Origin of the sequence: Corynebacterium sp. HMSC29G08, from assembly GCF_001806875.1 — a bacterium.
In the GTDB taxonomy this organism is placed as follows: domain Bacteria; phylum Actinomycetota; class Actinomycetes; order Mycobacteriales; family Mycobacteriaceae; genus Corynebacterium.
The window spans coordinates 1-1,118 of record NZ_KV786271.1 but is presented as its reverse complement, the minus strand read 5'-3'; the positions used below and the strand labels follow the sequence as shown (position 1 = coordinate 1,118).

Here is a 1,118-nt window from a genome sequence, read left to right as displayed (position 1 = left end):
CCGTGCTCAACCCACGACACCTTAAACTCCGGCCTGGCAAGCTGACAGCGGAGGAAGAATACCAACAAGCACGTCGCGTTTTCTCGGAATATATGGAAGCGGAGGAAGCCAAACGTCGTTAAACAGCCGCCACTACTGGTGACGACTGTTTTCAAAGATGATGGAAGGGGGACGCGGCGTATGCGGAGTGCACCGTTAGTCGCCGGGCTTGACCCGTGGTTTGAGCAGCGCGGCCATAAACGAGCGGGGAGGAAAACTGAGTGGAAGAAGAACCTGCCTGGCGGCATTGAGATACATAGCTATGTCGATTTGCGGTTGTATGGGGATGAGGAACTGGACGCATCTATTGTGCAGTTTGTGCGGTTACCGCGGTTTGCGAAGCTGCATAGGGCGGCTATCGCGAATAGTTCTTTTCGGGGTGATCCTGGTGGTGGTGCAGGTCATGTCCTCCGGCCGCGGGATACCTCCCGACGCCAACCGCGTGAATTTGAGGGTGTCGGCCCGAAGTGGGATGCTTATCTTGCACAGGTCGGCCCTGTGATTGAGGCCAATGAAGCACAACTGCGTGAGCACGCTGAGGACTTACGCCCTGTGGTGGATGGCCCGTATTTCGATCTTGCGTATGGTCCGTATCCTGAGTTGTTTTTGATATTGCATGCTGGTGATTTCGCTGCGGCACGCGCATGGCTTGATGATTGTGATTATGAAGCCGTGCTTAACCCGCGAAATCTTCCTCTCGAGCCCGGCAAGCTGACCGCTAAGGAAGAATACCAACAAGCCTGCCGCGTTTTCTCGGAATATATGGAAGCGGAGGAAGCCAAACGTCGTTAAACAGCCGCCACTACTGGTGACGACTGTTTTCAAAGATGATGAAAGGACGCGGCGTATGAGAAGTGCACCGTTAGTTGCCGGGCTTGACCCGTGGTTTGAGCAGCGCGGGTATACACGCGCTGGGAGGAAAACTGAGTGGAAGAAGAACCTGCCTGGCGGGATTGAATTACGTAGTGAAGCTACGTTGATTTTGTATGGCGAACCTGAACCAGAGTCGTCACTTGTGCAGTTTGTACGGTTGCCGAAGTTTGCAAAGCTAGAAAGAGCAGCTATCGCGAATAGTTCTT

General features: G+C 53.8%; 1 protein-coding gene and 1 pseudogene. Both read left to right on the top strand.

The features are described 5' to 3' along the window. The first annotated feature begins 180 nt into the window (after positions 1–180). Positions 181–831 (top strand): hypothetical protein, encoded by a 651-nt coding sequence (locus HMPREF3101_RS09950; RefSeq protein ID WP_070465097.1) that lies wholly within the window; start codon positions 181–183, stop codon positions 829–831. Positions 832–886: 55 nt separating this feature from the next. Next, positions 887–1,118, top strand: a pseudogene (locus HMPREF3101_RS12315) (hypothetical protein); the annotation flags it as partial.

Excerpts from the sequence above, each read along its gene's own strand:
- HMPREF3101_RS09950 (WP_070465097.1), top strand. The coding sequence starts at position 181 with ATGCGGAGTGCACCGTTAGTCGCCGGGCTTGACCCGTGGTTTGAGCAG.